Source organism: Methanocella sp. MCL-LM (assembly GCF_049676595.1).
Classification (GTDB): Archaea; Halobacteriota; Methanocellia; order Methanocellales; family Methanocellaceae; genus Methanocella_A.
The window spans coordinates 228,738-246,511 of sequence record NZ_CP187259.1; the positions used below are offsets into that span (position 1 = coordinate 228,738).

At 59.0% G+C, this 17,774-nt stretch carries 17 protein-coding genes; 6 read left to right on the forward strand and 11 right to left on the reverse strand.

Annotated elements, in window-relative coordinates:
* Positions 1–59: 59 nt before the first annotated feature.
* A complete protein-coding gene (locus ACPLPM_RS01190; protein ID WP_424358410.1) occupies positions 60–299 on the reverse strand; it encodes a hypothetical protein in 240 nt (79 codons plus the stop codon).
* A gap of 263 nt (positions 300–562) precedes the next feature.
* Between ACPLPM_RS01190 and ACPLPM_RS01195 the strand changes: the two genes are divergently transcribed.
* From ACPLPM_RS01195 to ACPLPM_RS01205, 3 genes are all read left to right on the forward strand, one after another.
* Entirely contained in the window at positions 563–1,630 is a 1,068-nt protein-coding gene (locus tag ACPLPM_RS01195; protein ID WP_424358411.1) for an NOG1 family protein, read from the forward strand.
* 171 nt (positions 1,631–1,801) lie between these two features.
* Positions 1,802–5,413, forward strand: coding sequence for a lectin like domain-containing protein (locus ACPLPM_RS01200; RefSeq protein ID WP_424358412.1), 3,612 nt, complete (start codon positions 1,802–1,804; stop codon positions 5,411–5,413).
* A 12-nt stretch (positions 5,414–5,425) separates the two neighbouring features.
* Positions 5,426–6,298, forward strand: coding sequence for a hypothetical protein (locus ACPLPM_RS01205; RefSeq protein WP_424358413.1), 873 nt, complete (start codon positions 5,426–5,428; stop codon positions 6,296–6,298).
* A gap of 168 nt (positions 6,299–6,466) precedes the next feature.
* Here ACPLPM_RS01205 and ACPLPM_RS01210 read toward each other — a convergent pair whose 3' ends face one another.
* From ACPLPM_RS01210 to ACPLPM_RS01225, 4 genes are all read right to left on the reverse strand, one after another.
* A complete protein-coding gene (locus ACPLPM_RS01210; RefSeq protein WP_424358414.1) occupies positions 6,467–7,381 on the reverse strand; it encodes a presenilin family intramembrane aspartyl protease PSH in 915 nt (304 codons plus the stop codon).
* A 76-nt stretch (positions 7,382–7,457) separates the two neighbouring features.
* The gene (locus ACPLPM_RS01215; protein ID WP_424358415.1) at positions 7,458–7,751 is read right to left on the reverse strand and encodes a DUF2102 domain-containing protein; all 294 of its coding nucleotides are present in this window, start codon (positions 7,749–7,751) and stop codon (positions 7,458–7,460) included.
* Between the two features lie 22 nt (positions 7,752–7,773).
* Complete coding sequence (locus ACPLPM_RS01220; protein WP_424358416.1) at positions 7,774–8,160, reverse strand: hypothetical protein; 387 nt, start codon at positions 8,158–8,160, stop codon at positions 7,774–7,776.
* 91 nt (positions 8,161–8,251) lie between these two features.
* Entirely contained in the window at positions 8,252–8,461 is a 210-nt protein-coding gene (locus ACPLPM_RS01225) for a hypothetical protein (RefSeq protein WP_424358417.1), read from the reverse strand.
* A gap of 250 nt (positions 8,462–8,711) precedes the next feature.
* Between ACPLPM_RS01225 and ACPLPM_RS01230 the strand changes: the two genes are divergently transcribed.
* Positions 8,712–9,119 carry a nascent polypeptide-associated complex protein gene (locus tag ACPLPM_RS01230; RefSeq protein ID WP_424358418.1) on the forward strand — a complete coding sequence of 136 codons (408 nt, stop codon included), beginning with the start codon at positions 8,712–8,714 and terminating at the stop codon, positions 9,117–9,119.
* An 87-nt stretch (positions 9,120–9,206) separates the two neighbouring features.
* A complete protein-coding gene (locus ACPLPM_RS01235; protein WP_424358419.1) occupies positions 9,207–9,962 on the forward strand; it encodes a methyltransferase domain-containing protein in 756 nt (251 codons plus the stop codon).
* A 225-nt stretch (positions 9,963–10,187) separates the two neighbouring features.
* Here the strand turns inward: ACPLPM_RS01235 and ACPLPM_RS01240 are convergent, their stop codons facing one another.
* From ACPLPM_RS01240 to pyrB, 4 genes are all read right to left on the reverse strand, one after another.
* Positions 10,188–10,679, reverse strand: coding sequence for an HXXEE domain-containing protein (locus ACPLPM_RS01240; RefSeq protein WP_424358420.1), 492 nt, complete (start codon positions 10,677–10,679; stop codon positions 10,188–10,190).
* Between the two features lie 233 nt (positions 10,680–10,912).
* Positions 10,913–12,139 carry a hydroxymethylglutaryl-CoA reductase (NADPH) gene (gene hmgA / locus ACPLPM_RS01245; RefSeq protein ID WP_424358421.1) on the reverse strand — a complete coding sequence of 409 codons (1,227 nt, stop codon included), beginning with the start codon at positions 12,137–12,139 and terminating at the stop codon, positions 10,913–10,915.
* Positions 12,140–12,162: 23 nt separating this feature from the next.
* A complete protein-coding gene (pyrI, locus tag ACPLPM_RS01250) occupies positions 12,163–12,633 on the reverse strand; it encodes an aspartate carbamoyltransferase regulatory subunit (protein ID WP_424358422.1) in 471 nt (156 codons plus the stop codon).
* Entirely contained in the window at positions 12,630–13,556 is a 927-nt protein-coding gene (gene pyrB / locus ACPLPM_RS01255; RefSeq protein ID WP_424358423.1) for an aspartate carbamoyltransferase, read from the reverse strand. The genes pyrI and pyrB overlap by 4 nt, the downstream gene beginning before the upstream one ends.
* 292 nt (positions 13,557–13,848) lie before the next feature.
* Here pyrB and ACPLPM_RS01260 point away from each other — a divergent pair, with 292 nt between their 5' ends.
* The gene (locus ACPLPM_RS01260; protein ID WP_424358424.1) at positions 13,849–14,397 is read left to right on the forward strand and encodes a hypothetical protein; all 549 of its coding nucleotides are present in this window, start codon (positions 13,849–13,851) and stop codon (positions 14,395–14,397) included.
* A 368-nt stretch (positions 14,398–14,765) separates the two neighbouring features.
* On the opposite strand, the gene ACPLPM_RS01265 is transcribed toward ACPLPM_RS01260, so the two are convergent.
* Both ACPLPM_RS01265 and ACPLPM_RS01270 read right to left on the reverse strand, forming a co-directional pair.
* Entirely contained in the window at positions 14,766–16,517 is a 1,752-nt protein-coding gene (locus ACPLPM_RS01265; protein WP_424358425.1) for an AN1-type zinc finger domain-containing protein, read from the reverse strand.
* Between the two features lie 261 nt (positions 16,518–16,778).
* Positions 16,779–17,774, reverse strand: coding sequence for a cupin domain-containing protein (locus tag ACPLPM_RS01270; protein ID WP_424358426.1), 996 nt, complete (start codon positions 17,772–17,774; stop codon positions 16,779–16,781).

Genomic DNA, 17,774 nt, shown 5'->3' on the forward strand with positions numbered 1-17,774 from the left:
TTTATACGGTCCGGCAGGTCATACCTGCCGGGCCGTATAATACGTTTCAAGAATGACTATTATTCTTCCCCTGATTCCCCGGTGTCTTCCCCGAGGCCGCCCCCCTTCTCCAGCTCGTCGCCGATCCGGATCAGTTCCTCCCCCAGCTTGCGGGCGTACCGGGGGTTGAGCTTGAACCGGCCGATCTTCATTTCCTTCCGGACTTTGGCGATCTCGATAAACTGTTTGCCATACTTGTCCACGTCCATGCGGATGGTCATTTTCCAGCCGCTGCCCATGTTGATATCCTTGTCTTCCATGACACAATCCCCTCGGTTACAGGCGGCTAAGCGGTTACGCTGGCAGGGGTCGCTACTGTAGGTGCATGCCGCCCCGATCATATTATAGTCATTCTTGAAACATATTATTCGACCCGGCGCTGTGCACAGCGCCGGGTCGAATAAAAAGTTTCACAAAGGACTATCATAATCCGGCAGCTATATTATATGTTGCCTGTGCGGTACTACTCATTATAAATATAACCTGCATGAACAGGATAGGCGAGCGAAGCCGAGGGAAATTCATGATATTCGAAAAGATCCACACCATACTAACCGCCGACGAGCTCGTGGACAAGGCGTTCTCCCGCTCTGTCCGGGCAGGCAGGGGCAAGATTGGCGGGGAATATACCGACAAGAGAGAAATCGAGGAGTCGATGGTGATTACCGCAGGTAACATCCTCGGGGACAACCTGCGCAACGCCGTCAAGGACTGGCCAAACCTGGACAGGCTCGAGCCATTCTACCGCGAAATGGCAGACATCCTCGTTGGCGTGGATGAGCTGAAGATGAAGCTCTCATCTGTCAGCTGGGCCTCGGAGAAGTCGAGGGATATCTCCCGCAAGTACGTGGGCATGATCCGGAAGAGCCCCGACCCGGCGCTCCTGAGAAAACAGGCCTTTGGCCGAATGGCATCCATTGCCTACGACGTGGACAAGGACCTGCGCTTCCTCAACGATGCGAGGAACAAGCTTAGACAGCTACCGGAGATCAAGGACGAGCCGACGATCGTCGTCGCAGGCTATCCTAACGTAGGCAAGTCCAGCTTCGTCGCCGCAGTCACCGGGGCTAAGCCGGAAATCGCCCCGTATCCGTTTACCACTAAAGGCATCGTCATCGGCCACTTTACTAAAAACAAGATAAGATACCAGGTGATCGATACGCCGGGCCTGCTCGACCGGCCCCTGGAAAAGCGGAACGACATCGAGCTGCAGGCGATAGCTGCGTTACGGCACGTCGGCAACGTCCTGCTCTTCATCATCGACCCGAGCGAGACCTGCGGCTTCACCCTGGAGGAACAGGAAGAGCTGCTCAAAGAGGTCAAAGAGCTCGTGAAGATGCCGGTGGTCACAGTCGCCAACAAGATCGACGTCGAGCACTCTAAGGCTAACGCAGACCTGGAGATGTCGACGTTGAAAGGCGAGGGCGTGGCCGCAGTTAAGCAGAGGCTGGTAGAGATGATCGAGAAGATCGAGAGCCTGAAGCCACCTCAGCCACCTGAAGAGAAGAATGAGGAAGAAGGGGAAGTCCACAAGATTCCCCCCTCCCGCAAAAAGAAGAAGGAAAAGACCGGGAACGACGAGAACCAGTAGATTTATGGCCGTATCACCGGCCCTTTTTTCAAATTAGTAATTAATTCCCCTGTATTTTCAAATCGAGTACAGAAAATATATCGTTCCTTTTGCCGTTCTACCGTTACAGGTGGATTAACAGCCTCTATGCCGGCCAGCGGGGGGCAGCTGGCACGGAGGGACAGGTGGTTTATGAGCCATTTACCCCCGGCACTAAAAACTAACAGCGACTGCACACCGGCTAAGCCTCCCCGACGTACGGGCCCTGGCTGGCCTGTCCTGAAGGTCTGCGCCCTTTTCATCATAGCGATGATGCTGGCAGCATGCTTTGCCCCGGGCCTCGCGGGAGCCCAGAACACAGGCCACGGCAAAGCATCTAAAGCCTCGGTCAACCCGGCTTTCACAGAATACAAGAACTCCGACAAGGTCTCCAGGTCCATCGTAAAAACCCCGGAAGAGACGACAGTGGGCAACTCCGCCCGGAGCTACGGGCTAAAGCCCCATCCCGTAAGCATGTCCCATCTCTCCGGGAAAAGCCTGAGCAAGACCATGGTGAGCGAGCCTGATAAGGACGTTGTAGCTACGGGCCCCGTATCTGCGGGCTACCCTGCATCGTACGACCTGCGGACGCTGAGCAAAGTCACCGGCGTCAGGAACCAGGGCAGCTCCGGAAGTTGCTGGGCTTTCGCCACCTACGCTTCGATGGAATCGTACCTCCTGCCCGGTGAAACTCCAGACTTCTCGGAGAACAACCTTAAAAACACCCACGGCTTTGACTGGGGCCCCAACGACGGGGGTAACGGTTTCATGTCCACAGCCTACCTGGCCAGGTGGAGCGGCCCCGTAAGCGAGGCTGCCGACCCTTACAATCCGCTATCGACCACGTCATCTTCGCTGTCGCCGGTGAAGCGCGTGCAGGACGTATACTTCCTTCCCGCCCGGGCAAACAGCCTCGATAACGACAACATCAAGGCTGCCCTGATGACCTACGGTGCAGTGTACATCACTTATCTTGCAGACGAGTCGCCGGAGTACTATGATCCCGTGAACGCATCGTACTATTACCCCGGCTTCTACTGGCCGAACCACGCGGTCGCCGTAGTAGGGTGGGATGACAGCTACAGTCGGTTCAACTTCCCGACCACCCCCGCCGGAGACGGGGCGTTCATCGTGAAAAACAGCTGGGGCACCGCATGGGGAGATGAGGGGTACTTTTACATTTCCTACTATGACGGGGTGCTGGGTATGGACGGCGGCAGCGGCAGCTTCGTCTTCACCGCAGACCCTCTGCAGGAGTACGATCACGTGTACCAGCACGACTGGTACGGGCTGACGGAAAACTGGGGCTTCGGCTCCGACACCGCGTGGTTTGCCACAGAGTACACGGCCTCAGGCCCGCAGATGCTGGAAGCCGTCGGCTTCTACACGGCCCAGCCCGACTCGGAGTACCTGGTCCGGGTGTACCGGGACGGCGCGCTGGCGCAGACCAGCTCCGGCACTCTCGGCATGCCGGGATACCGTACCGCGCAGCTGGACAGCAGCGTCAGGCTGGAGCAGGGCGAGAGGTTCAGGATAGAGGTAAGGCTCCGCACACCCGGGTACAACTACCCGGTCCCGATCGAAGGCAGGTACGACGGCTACAACTCCGCAGCCAGGGCCAATGCTTCAGAGAGCTTCTACAGCTACGATGGCGTCAGCTGGTACGATTCAGCCCTCGACTACCCCTGGGGAGCCTCGCAGGACGCCGACGTCTGCCTCAAGGCGTATACCTCGGACACTAACGGCATCTTCGGGTTCAGCCAGCAGTCGTACGCCACCGGGGAAAGCGGCGGAGCCGCCACTATAACGATCACGAGAGATGCGGCGCACGATCAGGCGAGCGTGAACTACAGCGCAGCTCCAGGCACGGCGACCGCGAGGGATTTCACTCCGGCCGCCGGGACGCTGGACTTCGACGCAGGCGAGACGAGCAAGACGTTCCTGGTGCCGGTCACGGATGATCAGGCGCTCGAAGGAAGCGAGGCCGTGATCCTGACCCTGTCCGGGGCTACCAACAACTCGCAGATCGAGCCTGGCCCGGCTACCCTGACGATCGTGGACGACGAGGCCGCGCCAGCCGCCATACCGGATCTGCTGGCCTTCGCCGCCAGCGAACAGGACGGCACCGTCAGCGTGATCGATGCGGCGAACAACACGGTTATCGCCCGGCTGGACGCGGGGGACGGGCCTCGCGACGTGGCGGTTAGCCCCGGGGGTGCCTACCTTTACGTCACCGACAACGCCACGGACCGGCTCTGGAAGGTCGACGCCCGGAACCTGTCACGGCTGGCATCAGTGCCCGTGGGCAGCCAGCCCCGCGGCATCGCAATCAGCCCGGAGGGCAGCCTTGCGGCGATCGCGGCCTCCGGCGACGACACGATCGCCGTGGTGGACCTCCGAGAATTCGCCGTGCTGCGCACCATCAGCGCCGGCCTGAAGCCCGAAGCCGTCGCCTTCAGCCCGGACGGATCGCTGATCTACGCCGCCAACAACGCCAGCGGCGACCTCAGCGTGATAAACGCCGCCACATGGGAAGTCTCCACGCTTGGCACGGGGGCAAACCCGACCAGCATAGGTATAGCTCCTGACGGCCGGGCATACGTAGCCAACAGCGGGAGCAATAACATCACGGTCTTCCATGCTGACGGCACGGCTTCCGAGATCGCCCTCAGCGGGCAACCGCAGGGCCTCGCCATCAGCCCCGACGGTTACTACGCTTACGTCTCGTTCCCGGCAGATAACAGGATCGACGTGATCGGGCTCTGGCCCGCCGACACTGTCGCGCAGGTGTCCGTCAACAGGCCGGGCAGGCTTGCTCTTTCCAGAGATGGCGGAACGCTCTATGCGGGAGAAGCCGGCGGAAACAACATCACCGTAGTACGGGTGCCGGATGGCACCATCGCAGGCACGATCATCGCCGGCAACAACACGACCGGCCTGGCGGCAGGGCCTGTCTACCAGGCCCCGGTCATCGACTTTTCCGGCACCGCGCACACTATCGATAGAAGCGCCACCAACCTGACCATTGCCTTACAGCGGCAGGGATGTCTCGACTTGCCCGAGACAGTGACGATAAGCGTCTCCGGCGGCAACGCTACTGCCGGCGTGGACTACGTGACGCCTGCCGGCACAGTACAGTTCGCCCCGGGATCGGCGAGCGCACAGCTCAACCTCTCGATACTCCCGGGCACCAGGGGGGACAGGACGCTGGCGCTCACTTTGTCGAACCCCACGGCAGCCTCGATAGGCAGTAACGCCACAGCCTGGGTCACGATCAAAAACCCCCGGGTCTCGTACACGGTGAACCTGACGAGGGGATGGAACCTGCTATCCGTCCCGGTCACTCCCGAGAACCCTGACATAACCAGCGTCATTCCCCCGGCAGTGATGGCGGACACTAAGATCGTCTGGGTGTACGACAACGGCAATCCCCAGTCGCCGTGGCGGTTCTACAAGCCCGCCCGGACGGTGAACTCGATCTCGAACCTCACCTACGGGACAGGGTTCTGGATCTGCATGGACAATAACACGACACTGACGTTCACGGGAACAATACCCGAGGGCCAGGCCGTGCCTATTGGCAAGGGCTGGAACCTGATAGGCCCGGCGAGCACGACAACACGCACTCCCGCAGAGCTCTACGGCAGCTACTACATCACCTGGGGCTACGAGAACGGACAATGGTACTACTACAAGCCCAGCCGGACAGTCAACACCCTGCCGGCGATCAAACCCGGCTACGGCTACTGGGTAAAACGTCTATGAGGGATTGATACGATGAAGATTATCAGAATACTCGCAAGCATATTGATCGCACTGACGGTAATCTCGCTGTGCTCCGGCATGGCACTGGCTGACAGCGACGCTCCCCCGGCCATTCCGGACGACCCCGACGCTGCTCCGGCCCCTGCGCCATCTGGCGGTGGAGGAGGCGGAGGCGGCTACACGGCACCGTCGCTCCAGCCCCGCACCGAAGAGCTAAAGTCCAGCGACGGCAGCGTCATCGGCACCCTGGACATCAAGGACTACTTCACCGTGATCGTCAGCGCGGGGAGCAACACCACCGTCGACAACCAGACGTACTCTCTTGCGCTCAGATCGGAACTGGGCGGCAAGCCAGAGGGGGCAGTCATGGACATAGCCATGAATAACATCACCGCTGCCCTGCCCGCAGGTATGAACGATACGGAAGTCCTCGCCTCGGCCAACGTATCCAGGTCCGCCAGGTACGGCTGGAGCCTCAAGGAAGGCTCGGCGACAATATCGTTCACCATGCCGGCCACCGCCGTAGCCAACCAGAGCAACGCCTCCCAGCTCTTTATCGTGAGGTACGACGGCACCGGGTACCAGATCATGCCGGCCAGCCTGACCGCTAACACCAACGGCACAGTCACCCTGACTGCACAGGCATCCGCAGACTTCGGCCTGTTCACCGCTGTACTCGCCTCCCCGGCGAAGCCTGAGCCTGTGCCGACTCCGACTCCCACGCCAGAGCCGACCATAATCCCGACAGCCACGCCTGAGCCGACACCTGAAGCGCCCGAAGGGCTCGCTCTACCCGGCGGCCTGGCGGGCATTGTGGCAATATTCGTGGGTGGAGCCTCGATAGGGGCCGCAGCGATATTCATCCTGGGCAGGTTCCTGCATTAAAAAAGTACGCCGTCCGTTGTTTCTCATTGAGCAGGGACGGTTCACATTATTTTTATACGCCAGCATAGTTTCAGATGTCGCTTTACACGTTATCTGCGATAGTGCACAGCTATTTATTAGGCCTGGTCGGACTGCATATCTTAGGCAAGTATGAGCAGACGATCTTTTTCAGAAGAACGGATTGAATCCTATGGCCGCGCAGCCTGCGAGGAACCCTACGATCGCCCCTGTGCACAGGAATGGCAGTCCGGCCTGGGGCTTGCCCTTCATCACGAAGTACATGAGGACCGCGTAGCTGAGCAGGGTGCCGATGATTACGCCGATCGCCGGTACGTTGGTGAACCCCAGTATCTTCGGGGCTGTCAGGAAGGCGCTGGCGGATACCGCGAGCACCGTGGGCATGACCGCGTCGCCCAGGCCCATGAAGTATGCCTCCCGTTCCTTGCCGGGCTCGAGCTTCTGGGTTTTGCTGCGGACGTAGGAGTAGTCGAGCTTGCGGGGCAGCACGAATAGGATGGGCAGCTTCAGGTCCATGACGCCTTCGGCTAGCTTGATCATGTGCTTGGTCTTGTACACCGCGATGAAGTCGTACACGGCGAGCAGCACCAGCAGGATGATCGTCGGTATGACCGAGAGGGATATCCCGAATAAGGCGCTGGCTCCGGCTGCGACGAGGATGCCGACGGAGTCGACGATGTACCATTCAGGATAGACGACCATCAGCGCCGTGAGCAGGATAGAGATGAGGACGGAAGCCGCGAGGACGACTTCCCAGGTAAGCCCGGGCAGCAGCAGCGTGGCCACTCCGAAGAGCACGTAGATGAGCGTGGAGAAGACGGCGAAGATCATGAAGAGCTGGATGATCCACCGCAGGTTGAATTTGATGATGACGAGCAGGACTGCGCTGAAGACGATGATGAGGACTATGTAGAAGACCGGGTTCCAGACGCTCTGCGGGTTCTCGAAGGCCTTCAGGTCGTAGGAAGTCAGGGGGGCCACTAACAGCAGCGAGAGGATTTGCACTGCCAGGATAAAGAGTGCCATGCCGGCAGGCCCGGCGAGATCAGCGAGTCGCAGCTTCAAACGGTATCACACTACCTTTCCCAATAAGCGTTAAAGCGAAATAAAGATGTCCCCCATATTTACCTGTGGTCGAGGCCTACGACCGGCAGTGGTGCCTGATCTGATCGGCGGCCCGGCGGAGAGGGCGGGTCTCGGCAAAAGTCTTCCGGCAAATCGCGGTATCCCCGATGGAGTACCACCGGCGCCGGCAGATCAGGCCGGAAGGGTACGCCAGCCTGAGCGCGGCGAGGAAACCCCGGACGATGTCCCGGTCTCCTTCGGCCAGCAGCCCGAAGCAGGTCTCTTTAAACCTCAGAGGCAGGTGGGCCAGCCAGCCCATCGAGATCACCATGGCAGGCCTCATCCCGGCCTCCGGGTCCATGATGATCATCCACGTCTCGCCGGCGCCGGCGCTATCGCCTGGACCTGGATTCGCTGAACATGTTGAACTCATACAGTCGTGTGAAGTAGCACTCAGGGCACAAAGTCCTGACCCGGTGCTCGTCCACGTTCACCTCGTTGTCCACGCAGTTACCGCAGTTGATGCACTTATCAGTATACCGGAAGTTCCAGATGTCGTGGTGGAGCCGGAACGGCTCGTCCTCGAACGCCCCCGGGGGCGTGTCCGGCACCTCGATTTTATGTAGCGTGTAATGGCGCTCTGCCATACAGTTGGTACACGTGATCATCGTCTCCACAGGGGTGATCTCTATCAGCTGAACAGCGCCCTTGTGGCAGTTGAAGCACACCGTGTCCTTCTCTATGTCCCACCGCCCCCCAGTCATCGGCTGGTCCATCATAACGATCTCCCTGATACGTGATACCCTGAAGTATAAAACCATGTCCCGCCGGAAGCGTAGTTTTTGTACGGCCCGACAAGCGCACGTCTGTTTAGCTTCTGGCAGCATCCTCTCCGAAGGTCTCGGCGATGTAGACCCCGCTGAGGCGGTAATGCCTGGCCGCACCGCAGTTCATGCACGTGACGATGGTCTCGTCAGGCCTGAGCTCGATGCGCTGGATGGCCTCCTTCCCGCAGTTGAAGCACTCCGTCACCCTGTCGAAATCCCACTTCACTGCCGACGGATGCCCCCTCGCGCTCATGAATTGTGATTTTCCCGCGGGGATAAAAGCCAGTAGCAGTCATTTCTATAACTTTTTCGAGAGTCTTGAACGCTTAACACAATGTACACGACGGACACGAATGTTGTGCGTATCCGGTTGCTCGTGTACGTTCACGAGCACAGAGATAACTGTTTGTAGGTCTTCGGGAAATGATGGCCGGCCCAAGCACAGGGATCATAAAAAACATATTTAATGCATGCCGCCAATAAGCACAGCAGGTGATTTAATTATGTTTCCGGGCATGGGCGGCAGGGGCATCAACCCCAAGCAGCTGCAGAAGCAGATGAGGTCCCTCGGCATCGACATGTACGAGATCGAGGACGTAAAGCAGGTCATCATCAGGACAGGCGACAAGGAGATCGTCTTCAACGACGCGCAGGTCACAGTCATGGACGCCAAAGGCGCCAAGTCTTACCAGATCGTCGGCACCCCGGAGGAAAAGGCGCTGAGCATCGCAGAGCAGGCGGCAGCGGCAGGCAAGCCGGCCACCGAAGCGAAGCCGGCTGAGATCCCCGAGGACGACGTCACCCTCGTGGCCACCCAGGCCAAAGTCAGCCGGGAAATGGCGAGGCAGGCGTTAATCGACGCGAAGGGCGATCTGGCCGAGGCTATCATGAAGCTGGCCGGGGGCCAGTGAGGGCGCTACGCGCCGAGAGAATAACGGACGCTACGCGGCTCTGATAGCGTAGCGTTCACCAGAACTTTTCTTGTTAAAGGTACACTTATGATCGAAAATGGCGAGCAAATCCTCTTAAGAGCCGAAGGCAGAGAATATTTCGCGGTGGCGGGCGACGAGAAGCCCATGCATACAGACCTGGGCATCGTGGACCTGAAAGTCGTCCCGGGGAAAGAGTGGGGCGAAACGATAGCATCCCACAAGGGCATCGGGTTCACCGTGGTCAAGCCCCGGGCGCCTGACCTGTTCAGGCACATGAAGCGGACGGGAGCGCCGGTCATGCCCAAGGACATCGGGACGATCATCGCCTACACCGGCCTCTGCCCCACGGATGTAGTGCTGGATGCCGGCACCGGCTCCGGCGTGCTGGCCGCCTACATGGGCATCATCGCCAAAAAGGTCATCACCTGCGAGGCCAGCGAGCAGTTCGCCGCCAACGCCCGGAAGAACATGCAGAAAGCAGGCCTGCACAACGTGGAAGTCAGGCACGCCGACGTCCTCCAGGAGATGGAGAAGCTCGCAGGCGAAGGCTTCGTGTTCGACGTGATCACTTTAGACCTGCAGGACGCGGCCCTCGCAGTCCACGGGGCAAAGAAACTGCTCCGCCCGGGCGGCTTCCTGGCTACCTATTCCCCGTTCTTTGAGCAGGCCTCCGCGGTGAGAGCTGCAGTCGAAACAGAGGGGTTCCAGGACATCATCACCATCACCGTCACCGAGCACGAGATGGAGTACAGCAAGCGGGGGACGAGACCGTCCACCAGAGTAGGGCACACGGGTTTCATCACAATAGCCCGCAAATTTTAATACTTTTTTAGGGCCGGCGTGAAGGAAAACTAACGCTGCGCTGTGCTGTAGTCACAGATTACGACAGATTGCACGGATTTCACAGATGACTTTTAGATAAAAGAATGTTGAGTAACCATTTCATATTAATTCTTATCTGTGAAATCGGTGTAATCTGTCGTAATCTGTGATCCTGGCACAGCGCAGCGTTCGTCTTGTTGAGTCCCCACTCCTCAGCAAACTGTATCAATCGAACCGTATCAGCTTTCGCCCGATCCAGAAGAGCAAAGGTAGCGACGCCGCCATGGGTATGCCAACGCCAAGGGTGGAGAGCACGATCTCGTAAACGCTGAGAACGCCATTGCTGGCCATGTAGAACAGGATCAGCCCGTTGATCGGCAGCATCAGCAGTACTGCGGTGATGACTCCGGGGGCGTACTTTCTCAGGGCTATCGTTGCAGCGAGGTGGGGGAATATGGCGTTGAAGGTCATGGCGCCGAGAAAGCCGGCGAAGATGTAAGTGAAGAAGCGCTGCTCCGGGTAGAACGCCAGGAGGCAGACGGCGAGGTAGGATAGTGAAGTGAGCACTATCAGCGCGAAGTAGAACTCGTTCTTAGGGGCGGGCTTGAGGAAGCGGATTTTATCCTGTTTCCACTTAGGCATCCACAGGGCTTCCTCTAAATTGTGGAGCGTGAACGAGAGCAGGAACAGCAGTCCCAGGACTACGATATCGGCCATGTCTTTACCCTTACCGGTTTTATAGCCATTTGGCGCCTTACTGTACGGCTGTCGGGACAATATAGGTTGCTATTCGACAGTTATCGTATTAGCAGGCTGGTTCCACAGGAAATAAAGGGGTTAAGACGTTTGCATGGCGCTCTTCGCCGGAGCCGTGATGCCGTGCCTGCGCTGGCAAAAACAGGTGCGGGCTGTGCCGCGAAAGCCGGGCACAGCGTTGGTATGTTTTTTATCTACCGCCCGTACTTGGCATGGGCCCTGGCGAGGTCATGGGACGCCTGGGCGCCGATCAGGGACAGTTCGCCGGCCAGCGAGGCCGAGGCGACGATCTCCGCGAGCTTGCGGGCGTTGGAGCCGGGCGGGTTGCCTCCGCCTCTGACGCCTAGCAGGTTGAGGCATTCTGCCTGGGTGGCCACGCTAGTGCCGCCGCCGACCGTGCCTAAGGGCAGAGAGGGCATGGATACGGAGAACTGCAGGTCGCCGTTTTCGGTTAATTCCGCGGAAGTGATGGCGTTGCTGCCCTCCACGACGTGAGCGGGGTCCTGGCCGCAGGCGATGTACATGGCGGCGACCACGTTGGCCACGTGGGAGTTGAAGCCGAACGACACTGCCCTGGCCGATCCCAGGAAGTTCTTACGGTAGTGCACGTAGCAGATGCGCTCCGGGGTCGCCTTGAGCTTCGAGGCGACGATATCCTTAGGGATGGTGATTTCGGCCACGGTGGTCCGGCCTCTGCCTTCGGTGACGTTGATGGCGGCCGGCTTTTTGTCCGTGCACATGTTGCTCGACACGGTGACGTGCCTGGTGCCGGGGAACTTATTCTCCAGGAGGTTCATCACGGCCTCACTGGCGATGGTGACCATGTTCATGCCCATGGCGTCCTTGGTGTCGTAAGCAAAGCGCAGGAAGATGCTCTTGCCCACCACGTAGGGATCGACTCTCAACAGCTCGCCGTGTCTCGTCGTGGTGGCCACGACTGCCCGGATCTCGGCCATTACTTCAGGAGTTTTCAGCGCGTCCATGATCTCCTTCGCCTGAGTGAGGCTGGAGACGGTCATTACCGGCGCCCGGGTCATCTCGTCCTGGAAAACCACGGTGTTTACGCCGCCCGCGAGCGTGCAGACCGAGCAGCCCCGGTTGACGCTGGCCACGAGAGCTCCTTCGGTGGTAGCGAGAGGAATGTAGAAGTTGCCCTTTGCATATTCGCCGTTGATGCGGATCGGCCCCGCCACGCCTACCGGAACCTGGATGGCGCCGATGGCGTTCTCGATGTTCTTTTTGGTGACGGTTTCCGCGTCATAAGAATAGTGGCCGACTGCTTCCAGCCTGACTCCGGTGAGCGCCTCTACTGCGGCCCTCCGGGCCTCGACGGCGTCCTTCCTGGTCGCAGTGACCTCTTCCACCTGGTAGAACTTGAGCTCGCCGCTGACGAGCTTCTTCACGATCTCTTCCCTTTCCATCCCTGAAACCTTCGTAGAAAATGTTAGAGTAAATGCTCTGCGATATCCTGGTCGATCACGAACTCGCAGTACGAACAGCGCAAGTTCACCTCGTCACCTGATCTCTCGACCGCGAAGCGGGAGGTGACAGGCTCGTTCGTGTTAGAAATGCAGTTCGGGTTGCCGCACCTGACCAGCCCGGATACTTCCCGGGGCGGGTCCACCCGGTGCTTGCCCACGACTTCGTAGTGGCGGATGATGTTGATCGTGGCCCTCGGGGCGATCAGCGCGATGCTGTCCAGCTCTTCCGGGTCGATCTCCCTGTTCTCGATCTTGACCACGTCTTTGCCTTTCATTTCCCCGCTGGGGACGTTCATGAGCACGCTCACCACGTACTTGGAGCTGGCGTTGATGCCCAAAATCTTCAGCACGTTCAAAGCCTGCCCTGAGGAGATGTGATCGATCACTGTGCCGTTGACGATCGGCTTAACTCTGAGCTCTCTTTTTTCTGTCATATGTCCACACCCATCACCAGCGAGAGGACTGCCATACGCACCGGCACACCGTAGAAGGACTGCTGGAAGTACCGCGCATGCTTCGTCGCATCCACTTCGGGAGCGATCTCGTCCACCCTCGGCAGGGGATGCATGACGATCGTATCGCCGTCGATGCTGGCCAGCGACTCCGGGGTAATCCGGTAGGTCCCGGCCACCTTCTGGTATTCGGCGGGGTCGGGGAACCGCTCCTTCTGGATGCGGGTCATGTAGAGCACGTCAGCGGAAGCCATGACATCCTGCATGCTGGAGGTCTCGGTGATGCTGAGGCCTTTACGCTTCAAATAGTTGATGATGCTCGCCGGCATCTTCAGCTGCTCCGGCGAGACGAATGAAAGCTTGGCGCCGTATAGCGACAGTGCGTAGGCCAGCGAGTGCACCGTCCGGCCGTACTTCAGGTCGCCCACGATGGCGACGTTGAGGTCGCTGATCGGCTTTTTGCACTCCTTGCGCATCGTGTACAGGTCGAGCAGCGTCTGGGTCGGGTGGTGCCCCGCCCCGTCACCGGCGTTGATGACCGGCACCTTTGATATTTCGGAGGCCATGCGGGCCGCGCCCTCCCTTGGGTGGCGCAGGATGATGGCGTCAGCGTAAGAATCGATGATCCGGATAGTGTCAGCCAGCGTCTCTCCCTTTACAGTCGAGGAGGAAGTGGCGCTGTCGAAGCCGATGGTCGTGCCGCCCAGCCTTTTAACCGCAGTATCGAAGGACAGGCGGGTCCTGGTAGAAGGCTCGTAGAATAAAGTGGCAACAATCCTGCCATTGAGGACTGTCATTCCTTTGCGGGCATACGGCTCGAGCCTGGCCGCCCTGTCCAGTATGAAGTCAATCTCATCTCTGGAGAAGTCCTTGGTCGAGATGATGTGCTTCCTCTCGAAATTCATCGTAGCTAATTGGTGAAAGGTAGATAAAACGTTTTGGGAGCTAGTTTTAGAGGGGGTGTCGGGGGAACCTTTTCCAAAAAGGTTCCCCTGACTCTCGACACCCGATCATAGCCCGAAGGGCAACAGGAAAGCAATGTTTTTGAGGGGGCGCAGGGGGAACTTTTTACCAAAAAGTTCCCCCGTACACCACTCATAAGCAAGGCTGCAGACAAAAAGTTCCCCTGTACGTCAGTCACTGATACAGTAGACCTCAATGCAGTTATACTCAGGCACCCCGTATGCTCGTTGACGGATGGCCACCGATGGAAAAGTCTACGAGACGAGCCTGAACGACATGCTCTGGTACCCCACCGATGCGGGGCTTGTCAAGTTTAATGCAAAGGACATTCAACTGACCGATTACCCGGAGATTTCCAGTACCGGGTTCCTCTGGGGGAGCATCACCGACGTAGCCGGAAACCCACTGGCCGGCACAGTCTACCTCGCCAACGAGACGGCTAACCTGACGATCCCGACCTACGAGTCTGCAGACGCCCCTGGCTTCATCTCCGAAGTCCCCGCCGGCAAATACACCGCTTACGCAGAGCACGTCGATGCCAATGGCAGCCTCAAGTCGAAGCCGATCAGCATCGACGTCCTGCCCGCGTGGAAGTACCTGGATACGAACGCCGTGACCTTCGTCGCCGACCAGCTTACTCTAGCTGCCACCGCTACGCCGGCAGCAAATGTCACTGCCCAGCCTGCGCCGTCGCCGTTCAATAATCCCGCCTTGATCATAGCGGCGTTCATAGGGGCGGTCTTTGCCATCGGTGCAGCAGATATCCTGAAGCGATATAAATGAGCAGTTTACAGAGCGGTGGGTACTTCACCGCTCCTTGTACTTTTATCGTTATCCATGAACCCGTGAACGCTGACGATCGCTGCGCTGTGCTGGCTTCAGTTTACTCCAGTGCTCGATAAGAGGTTGTCTCTGTGCTCGTGAACGTGGACGAGCGCTGCGCTGTGCCAGGATCACAGATTGTTACAGATTGCGCAGATTGCACAGATAGTTACTGGATCAATCAGATCTACCGTAAACCATTTCCCTTCTTACCGAGCCGTATCTGTGTAATCTGTGGCATCTGTCGGAATCTGTGATCTGGCACAGCGCAGCGCTCGTATTGCTGTCTCACGCCACATAAGCAACCAGAAGAGGATAGTAAGCAGCGCTCATCCCCAGTATACCTCGACCACGTCCACCACTCCCGGCGGGGTATAGGTGATCCAGTGGTACTCTTCGGAGTTCACGAGCTTGCTGCGCCAGGCTTTGAGGTTCGCCAGCCTGCCGTCGAGCTCTTTGCTCCACCTGTTCAGCCGTGACCACTCGGTCGAGTACTGGTCGTACTTGCCGTCCAGCCGGGCCTTCCAGGCCTGCAGCTCGGCGAGGTTGGACGGGGCCGGGGGTACGGATGAACTGCCCGTGAGTACAGCCTGGTTGTGCAGGTCCATCTGGCGGTTGTATTCTGCGACCGCGGCAGCGTACTGATCGCATTCGGCGCTGTACGCGTTGTAGAAGTTGTTGTTGGCGGCGGACTGGGCGTTGAAGTCGGCTACTTCGGCGTTGTACTCCGAGAGATTTTCGCCGTACTGTCTCCACTGCTCGTGGTAGGCGACGATCTTCGCTTTGCGGTCGAGGTAAAACGCGTAGTCGAGGTTACCGGCGACCTGCGCCATCGGAAGCGAGCCAAGCTCTTCCCCTCCCAGAAGGTAGATCACGTTGTCGGTGGGCCGGTCGCCGTCGGCCAGGCGGGTCCTGTTCAGGCCGGTGTTGTCGATGTAGACCAGGCCTTTGTCGGCAGTGGGGAACACGTTGAACGCGTGGCCGTCCTTTTTGCCTTCGAAGGATACGGCTACGATCCCGTTCTTGATGCCTGCCTCTTCCGCCCGGTCGTGGAGGGCTACTGCAAAGTCCAGGCAGGTATAGTCGGGCATGACATAGGTCTGGTTCTCGGTGCGGTCGCCTGCGAGGAAGCGTTCCAGCTCTGCGTAGGTGACGGGCTGCGCATCCCGGCGCTCGGTCGCCTCCGGGTGGCCGCCGCTGGCGTTCATAGGGGGCAGGGTGAACTTCCACGCCTGCCTGAGCAGCCGTACCCGGGAGTAGTCCAGCCCGGAGTAGTCAGAGGCAGAGACGTTCATGGCGGTCAGGTCGGCGTAGACCATGCCGGCGTCCGTGGTGCGGAACGCCACAAGGGCGTGGCCAGGGACGTTGCCGGCCATATCGGTGTCTATTACGCTGCAGTTGATCTGGTGCCGCTGGGCTTCGTCGTGCAGCAGCACCGCGTACTCCACCGGCCTGTAGTCGGGGTCCTCGAAGATGGCGGCCTCCAGGGCGGGAGTCGTGGAAGCGAGGAACAGTGACAGGTTTGCGGAGGAGACGTCGGTGGCGTTGCGGTATTTAACGACAGAATCGTACTGGCCGGTGCTGTTCTGGAAAGGCAGCTCCTCTGTCCACACGGGCGGGAACAGGATAGAGTACCCGATGGCGCCGATGCCGCCCAGAACCACGAGAGTAACTGCGATGGCGACGAAGAGGAGGGCGAACCTGCGCCACCCCGGCTTCTTACGCGGCTCCGGCATATGGCGAGCCGACATCTGTTGAATCACAACAGTCTCAACCGATTTTTCCGGCAGAGGCTGCTGCACTGGAACCGGTTCGATAACGACAGGCTCGTCGCTGGCTGCGGATGGGCTTTCAAGAACAAGGCCGGGGCATTCGTGGCTCTCCGGCCCCCGGTGGGCAGCGCAGTACTTGCCCCCACATTTCGGGCACCTGGCGGGGAACAGCTCCAGCTTGCCACAGTAAGCGCAATTGTTGGTAGCAGTATCGCTGAAGCATTTCTGGGCTGGAGCAGAGGTTATAGTGGAACTTCTGGATAAGCTGTCGCTATCGGCCCGGCCGGTTTCAGGCTCGCCGTCTGTCATGTTTAACGGCTTACTTGTATGCCGGTAAACCTATATCAACTAATTCGTTTTCGAAGAAAATAAAAAGGGGTGATCGACTGGATAAACCAGCAGCAGTCACGGGCTGAAGTGAGCGCGGGGATCAAAGACGCTTTGATCATGCTACCCGGGCACAATACTCCTATCTATATCGCACTAAGTGAGACGTTATCTACCGGCATATCTACGATTCTTACTACGGAGAAGGGCGCAGCGTTTACGCTTCCCCGGACCGATAAGCTTTTACTGCGCCTCTGCCTCCGTCGGAGCTTTCTCAGTGGTCTCCTCAGCCTTGAACATGTCTTCTGCTTTCGTCAGCTTGAGCTTGACGTTGCACCGGGGACATACGGTGATGCACCCGTCGAAAGTGTTGGTCGTCACCGGGGTTTCCAGGTTGCAGATGGGGCATTCGTATTCCAGGCCGCCTACGTCCTGTACTTCGACCGGTACCGGGCCCTGGACGGTCATGACGGTCATCTGGTTGTCCGCCGCCATGATCCCGTAGGTGGCGCCGGCAGGCACGTAGATAGCTTCGTTCGCGTCGATAGACTTGTGTTCGTCGTCGACGAACATGATGCCCTGGCCCTGGGCGACGTACAGCAGCGTGTCGCTACCCGGGTTCTTGTGCATGGATAGCGCCTGCCACGGCTGGAAGTCGATCACGCCGAACTCCAGCTTAGCTTCCGGCTCTGTTTCCCCTTCTCCGGTTGCTGCCTGGCCTGTCTCGGTCATCTGCTCGGGCTCGGGCGGGGGCGTTTCAGTGGTCTTCTCCGCCCTGAAGCTCGAGGGCTGCCTGGTCAGCTTGACCATGGTCTCGCACCGCGGGCACATGTTGAAGTCCCCGGTGTCGGTCCCGGTGGTCAGCGGCGCCTCCAGCGCGCATTCCGGACACCTGAATAACAGACCTGTTTCCTTCCGGGCTTCGACTGGTTTCGGGCCCTGGATCGAGACCACGTTCAGGTCGTTTTCTCCCGCCAGCACACCGTAGGCGGCCCCTGCGGGCACGTACATGGCATCGCCGGGGCTGACCCCGAACACTGCATCGTTGATGAGCATGAACGCTTCCCCGTCGGTGAAATACAGGATCGTGTCACTCCCGGGGTTCCTCTGCATCGGCAGCGCCTGCCACGGCTCGAAGTTGTAAAGGCTAAAAGCGATCTTGTCGGTTTTAAACGGGCTCTCCCGGTAAAACTCCCGGTCCTGAAACTGCTCGTCAGCCTTGACTTTTACTGTCTCCAT